We start from the raw sequence: 6197 nt of genomic DNA on the forward strand, positions 1-6197 counted from the left end.
CGATGGCTGGACACGCCAATTCGCTCAAGGCCGTTCTCCTGGCGCTGGGCGCGAACTTCGCGATCTTCGTGTCCAAGCTGGTGGCCGCCGTCGTCACCGGCTCCGGCGCAATGCTGGCCGAGGCGATCCACTCGCTCGCCGATTGCGGCAACCAGGGCCTGCTGCTGCTCGGCATGCGTCAGGCGAAAAAGCCGGCATCCGACGAGTACCCGCTTGGCTGGGGACGCGCGCTGTATTTCTGGTCGTTCGTGGTCGCGCTGCTGCTGTTTGCGGTGGGCGGCCTATTCTCGATCTATGAAGGCGTGCACAAGCTTTCCGCACCCGAGCCGCTGCGCTGGCCGTGGCTGGCGTTGGGCGTGCTGCTGTTCGGCATCGTGATGGAAAGCATCTCCATGCGCGGCTGCCTGCACGAGGTGAATCAGGCACGCGGCGAGCAAAGCCTGTGGCGCTGGTTTCGCGAAACGCGTTCCAGCGAACTCTTGGTGATCTTCGGCGAGGATCTGGCTGCCCTGCTCGGCCTGTGCTTGGCCACGCTGGCGATCGGCGCCACCGTCCTCACCGGCAACTTGTTGTTCGATGCGCTGGGCACGATCGCCATCGGCGTGTTGCTGGTGGTGGTGGCGATCGCGCTGGCCATCGAGGTGAAGGCGCTACTGATCGGCCAGGGCGTGGAGCCGCGCCGCCGCCAGGAACTGCTGGCCTTCCTGGGCGAGCGGCCGGAGGTGGCCGAGGTACTCAACCTGATCACCCTGCAGATGGGTCCGGACGTGATGGTGGCGGTCAAGGCGCGCATGGCGCCCACGCCCGACGCACTCAGCCTGATCGAGGCGATCAATGCCGTGGAGCGCGCGATGAAGGCCCGCTTCGCCGACATCCGCTGGAGCTTCTTCGAGCCGGATGTGGCCGACTGACACGCCTGCGACATTTTGCTGCAGCGCATGATTTCAGCCACGAAAGATGGCCTTGACGGCCTCTTGACGGCGGCGTATGAGTCATATCGACCGCCAATGCATTCATGCTGCACTGCAAACAATACGCTATAGTACGGGTATGAACATGACCTCTGCCCGCGATCTCTATCCGCGCCACGCCCAGTTGCCGCCGCCAAGCCGCGTACGCTTCTCGCCCTTGCCGGTTTCCGACACGCGCCGTGGCGAAATGGTGCATACCGCTGACGGACGCGAACTGATTCTGCGTGGTATCGAACCCGGCGACGTGGCCGCCGTGCAACGCTGCTTCAAGCGCCTGCCGGCGCAGGACGTGCGTCGCCGTTTCATGCACGCCATGTCGGAACTGCCCGTATCGATGGCGCAGCGGCTGTGCCGCATCGATCCGGAACTGGAAGCCGCGTTCGTGCTGATCGACGAAACCGTCAAGCCGGCCGAACTGCGTGGCGTGGGACGCATCTTCGTCGACGTCGCCAGCAACACGGCTGAGTTTTCCGTGCTGGTGGAACACGAATGGACGCGCATCGGCCTCGGCGCCTTGCTGATGCAACGGCTGGTCGACGAAAGCCGCCGCCGTGGCCTGAGCGAAATCTGGGGCTACGTGCTGATGGAAAACCGCCCGATGCTGCAGCTGTGCAAGGAGCTGGGTTTCGTCGCGAAGATGGTGCCAGGCGAAGCGGGTACGGCGCAGATCAGCTTGAAGCTATAACTTGAGCGAGATGCCATTGGTTGGTTGGGTTCGCGCTGCTTAACCAAACATGTTCGTGGGTATGGGTGGGGTTAGGGTGCGCTAACCCAACCTACGTTCAACGCGCGGTAAAACAAGCCACCTTGCCATGTAGCTTCACCTCAACATCGGCAAAATGATCACGCAGCGCTTGCTCCAAGCCTTCCAGCGTGTCGCCGCGATTCCCGAAAATGCCCTTTTTGTTGTAGACGCTCATCAGCTTGCGGCCGAACGCATTGTGCCCGGCCGCATCGCCCAGGATGGTGGCGCCGTACAAGGTGCCGCCTTCGGCCAGATGCGGTTTCAGATGCTCGAACACGCACACCTTGGCCGCCATGTCGCCCGGCAGGCAGTGCAGCAGGTAGAACAGTGCGATCGAGTCGTACGTGCGATCGCCCAGCGCGCTCGCGGGCTGCATCACATCCTGCACGAACCAGCTCACGTCCGCGCGCCCGAGCCGTGCAGCGGCGGCGCGCAGGCTGTTCTGGTTTAGATCCAGCAACGACAAATGTTGTGCGGGACCGAAGCCGGCATGTTCAAGGTAGAAGCCGGTGCCCACGCCGACATCCAGGTGCCGCGCGCCCACATGCTTGCGATAGAACGGCAGCAGCACGTCGGTGGTGGCGCATTGCCAGGCCCAGCGGTTGGAAATGCCCAGCACCCACGCGTCATACAGCCTGAGCACCCACGGTGAGTACACGGCGGCGCCGGCTTGGGTGTCGAGCGTGGTATCGGTAGGCATGGTCGAGGTCTGGTGGTCACAAGCTGGCAGAAGTTCGCACCGGACGCGCCTGAACGCAATGTCCCGGCCGCCCTTCCCATGTTCTTGATGAGACCCCATCCAGCAACGCGCTAAACTTGCGCGCTTCCTTGGCGCCGCATTCCTCCTGCGCCTTCCCATGCCATTTCCCATGCCCAATCCGATCAGCCATCCACCCCTTCCCACCTCTCCCAAGCAACGCCGCTACTGGACGCCACCGCACGGCTCCGCGCGGGCGCTGCTGGTGGCCGAGGCCGCCCGATCGCACCAGGGCCTGGTGGTGGTGGTCACGCGCGACACCCAGCGCGCCCATGCCCTGGAAGACGAGCTGCGCATCTTCGCCGGCAGCCTGCCGGTGCTGCATTTTCCGGACTGGGAAACGCTGCCCTACGACGTTTTCAGCCCGCATCCGGACATCGTCTCCCAGCGCATCGCCACGCTCTACCACCTGCCCGGCGTAAAGCGCGGCGTGCTGGTGGTGCCGGCGGCGACGCTGATGCAGCGCATTGCGCCGCGCTCGCACATCACCGGCTCCGGCCTGATGCTGCGCAAGGGCCAGAAACTGGACATCGCCGCCGAACAACGCCGACTGGAAGCGGCCGGCTACCGGCACGTGCCGCAAGTGGGCGAACCCGGCGATTTCGCCGTGCGCGGCGCACTGATCGACATTTACCCGATGGGCGCGCGCGAGCCGTATCGCGTGGAATTGTTCGACGACGAAGTGGAATCGATCCGCAGCTTCGATCCGGAAACGCAGCGCTCGCAGCAGCAAGTGGAAAAAGTGGAACTGCTGCCCGCGCGCGAATTTCCGGTCACCGACGAAGGCGCCAAGGCGTTCCGCAACCGCCTGCGCGAGCGCTTTCCCATCGACGTGCGCCGCTGCCCGCTCTATCAGGACATGAAGGAAGGCGTCACGCCCGGCGGCATCGAGTACTACCTGCCGCTGTTCTTCGACCACACGGCGACGCTGTTCGACTACCTCGGCGACGATGCCTTGTTCGTGCTCGGCGAAGGCGCGCGCGAAGCGTCCGAACAATTCTGGGTACAGACGGCCGAACGCTACGACCAGCGGGCGCACGATATCGAGCGCCCCGTGCTGCCGCCGGCGGAGTTGTACCTCTCGCCCGAGCAATTGCGCGAACAGCTCAACAAACGCCTGCGCGTGGAAGTGGTCGAAAGCGGCCACGAGCATGCCGTGGATGCCGGCACGCAACCGGCGCCGGAGGTTCCGCTCAATCGCAAGGGCGAGGAACCGGGGACCTCGCTGCGCCATTTCATCGAGGCGTATCCAGGCCGCACGCTGATCGCCGCCGATTCGGCCGGCCGCCGCGAAGCCCTGCTCGAACAGGTCGCCACGGCCGGCTTGCGTCCGCAGAACGTCGACGGCTGGCAGGCGTTTCTCGAAGACACGAACAGGCTGGCGATCACCATCGCGCCGCTGGAACAAGGCTTCGCGCTGAAACAGCCGGCGCTCACCGTGCTCACCGAGCGCGAGCTGTTCGGCGAGCGCGTGCGCACCGAGCGCCGCCGACGCCGCGGTGCCGCGCGCGATCCCGAGACCGTCATCCGCGATCTGACCGAGCTTTCCATTGGCTCGCCGATCGTGCACGTCGATCATGGCGTGGGCCGCTACCAGGGCCTGGTGTCGATGGAACTGGGCGGCATGACCGGCGAATTCCTGGTCATCGAATACGCCAAGGGCGACAAGCTCTACGTGCCGGTCGCGCAGCTTGGCCTGGTCAGCCGCTACTCCGGCACCGCACCGGAACTGGCGCCGCTGCATTCGCTGGGTGGCGACGCCTGGGAACGCGCACGCAAGAAAGCCGCCGAAAAAGTACGTGACGTGGCCGCCGAGTTGCTGGCGATCTACGCGCAGCGCGAAGCGCGCGGCGGCGAATCGCTGCCGATCGATCGCCAGCTGGTGGAGGAATTCGGCAGCAGCTTCCCGTTCGAGGAAACGCCCGACCAGTTGCAGGCGATCGATGCGGTGCTCGGCGACCTGGCCCGTCCGCGCGCGATGGATCGCGTGATCTGCGGCGACGTGGGTTTCGGCAAAACGGAAGTCGCCCTGCGCGCAGCCTTCGCCGCCGCTACCGCGGGCAAGCAGGTGGCGGTGCTGGTGCCCACTACCCTGCTCGCGCAGCAGCACTACCGCAACTTCGCCGACCGCTTCGCCGACTGGCCGGTGAAGGTCGATGTGTTGTCGCGCTTCCGTTCCAGCAAGGAAGTGAACGAAGCGCTCAAGCGCCTGACCGATGGCCAGATCGACGTGATCATCGGCACGCACAAGCTGCTGCAGCCGGATGTGAAGTTCAAGAATCTCGGCCTGGTGATCGTCGATGAAGAGCAACGCTTCGGCGTGCGGCAAAAGGAGCAGCTGAAAAAGCTGCGCGCCGAGGTGGATCTGCTCACCATGACCGCCACGCCGATCCCGCGCACGCTGAACATGGCGATGAGCGGCTTGCGCGATCTGTCGCTGATCACCACGCCGCCGGCGCATCGCATGGCCGTGCGCACGTTCATATCCACCTGGGAAACCGCATTGATCCGCGAAGCGTTCCAGCGCGAACTGCAGCGCGGCGGCCAGGTGTATCTGCTGCACAACGAAGTGGAAAGCATCGAACGCACCGCGCGCGAAGTGCAGGAGCTGATGCCCGAAGCGCGCATCGGCATCGCCCACGGCCAGATGCCCGAGCGCGAGCTGGAACGAGTCATGGCCGATTTCCATCGTCAGCGTTTCAATGTGCTGGTTTGCACCACCATCATCGAAACCGGCATCGACATTCCCACCGCCAACACCATCATCATCAACCGCGCCGATCGCTTCGGCCTGGCGCAGTTGCATCAATTGCGCGGCCGCGTGGGGCGTTCGCATCATCGTGCGTATGCGTACCTGATCGTGCCCGATCGACGTTCCATCACCGCCGATGCCGAGAAACGACTGGAGGCGCTCGCCTCGCTCGAAGAACTCGGCGCAGGCTTTACGCTGGCCACGCACGACCTGGAAATCCGCGGCGCGGGCGAACTGCTGGGCGACGAGCAATCGGGCCAGATCCAGGAGATCGGCTTCGGCCTTTACACCGAACTGCTGGAACGCGCCGTGCGTGCGCTGAAATCCGGCAAGGTGCCCGATTTCGATTTGAGCAGCGAACACGAAACCGAGGTGGAGCTGCATCTTCCCGCACTCATTCCGGACGACTACCTCCCCGACGTGCACGCCCGCCTGACGCTGTACAAGCGCATCGCCAGCGCGCGCGACGAGGAGTCACTGCGCGAGCTGCAGGTGGAAATGATCGACCGCTTCGGCTTGTTGCCCGATGCTGTGAAAAACCTGTTCGCCGTCGCCGGACTGAAGCTGATGGCCACGCCGTTGGGCATACGCAAACTGGATTTCGGTGCAAACGGCGGACGCATCACCTTCCGCGACAAGCCCGAGATCGATCCGATGGCGGTGATCCGCCTGATCCAGAACTATCCGCGCGTCTACAAGATGGACGGGCAAGACAAGCTGAAGATCAACCTGGAATTGCCTGGTGCGAGCGAGCGTATTCGCACAGCACAGGAACTGCTTGGCAGGCTGGGCGCACGCAAGGCTGCATAGCTACGTGCCCCTCCCCTACTACACGTAGGGGAGGGAACAGTCACGCCGCTCGCGTCAGGTATTGCAGGCTGAACATGCGCTGCGGATCGAACCACACCTGCTGCACGGCCAGGCCCGCCGTCGCCGCCAGCGCCGCGAAATCCGCCGGCGAATACTTGCAGC

At 64.5% G+C, this 6197-nt stretch carries 5 protein-coding genes; 3 read left to right on the top strand and 2 right to left on the bottom strand.

The features are described from left to right. The first annotated feature begins 2 nt into the window (after positions 1-2). The gene (locus ACTHNE_RS18490) at positions 3-911 is read left to right on the top strand and encodes a cation diffusion facilitator family transporter (protein ID WP_324942480.1); all 909 of its coding nucleotides are present in this window, start codon (positions 3-5) and stop codon (positions 909-911) included. Positions 912-1050: 139 nt separating this feature from the next. Continuing rightward, a complete protein-coding gene (locus tag ACTHNE_RS18495) occupies positions 1051-1656 on the top strand; it encodes a GNAT family N-acetyltransferase (RefSeq protein WP_324942476.1) in 606 nt (201 codons plus the stop codon). 97 nt (positions 1657-1753) lie between these two features. Here ACTHNE_RS18495 and ACTHNE_RS18500 read toward each other — a convergent pair whose 3' ends face one another. After that, the gene (locus ACTHNE_RS18500; protein ID WP_324942472.1) at positions 1754-2416 is read right to left on the bottom strand and encodes a class I SAM-dependent methyltransferase; all 663 of its coding nucleotides are present in this window, start codon (positions 2414-2416) and stop codon (positions 1754-1756) included. 169 nt (positions 2417-2585) lie between these two features. Between ACTHNE_RS18500 and mfd the strand changes: the two genes are divergently transcribed. After that, the gene (gene mfd, locus ACTHNE_RS18505; RefSeq protein ID WP_440269992.1) at positions 2586-6035 is read left to right on the top strand and encodes a transcription-repair coupling factor; all 3450 of its coding nucleotides are present in this window, start codon (positions 2586-2588) and stop codon (positions 6033-6035) included. A 40-nt stretch (positions 6036-6075) separates the two neighbouring features. On the opposite strand, the gene ACTHNE_RS18510 is transcribed toward mfd, so the two are convergent. After that, on the bottom strand, positions 6076-6197 hold a 122-nt coding region (locus ACTHNE_RS18510), incomplete at its 5' end, for an L-histidine N(alpha)-methyltransferase (RefSeq protein WP_440269993.1).

This window comes from Dyella sp., assembly GCF_051954575.1.
Taxonomy (GTDB): Bacteria; Pseudomonadota; Gammaproteobacteria; order Xanthomonadales; family Rhodanobacteraceae; genus Dyella_B.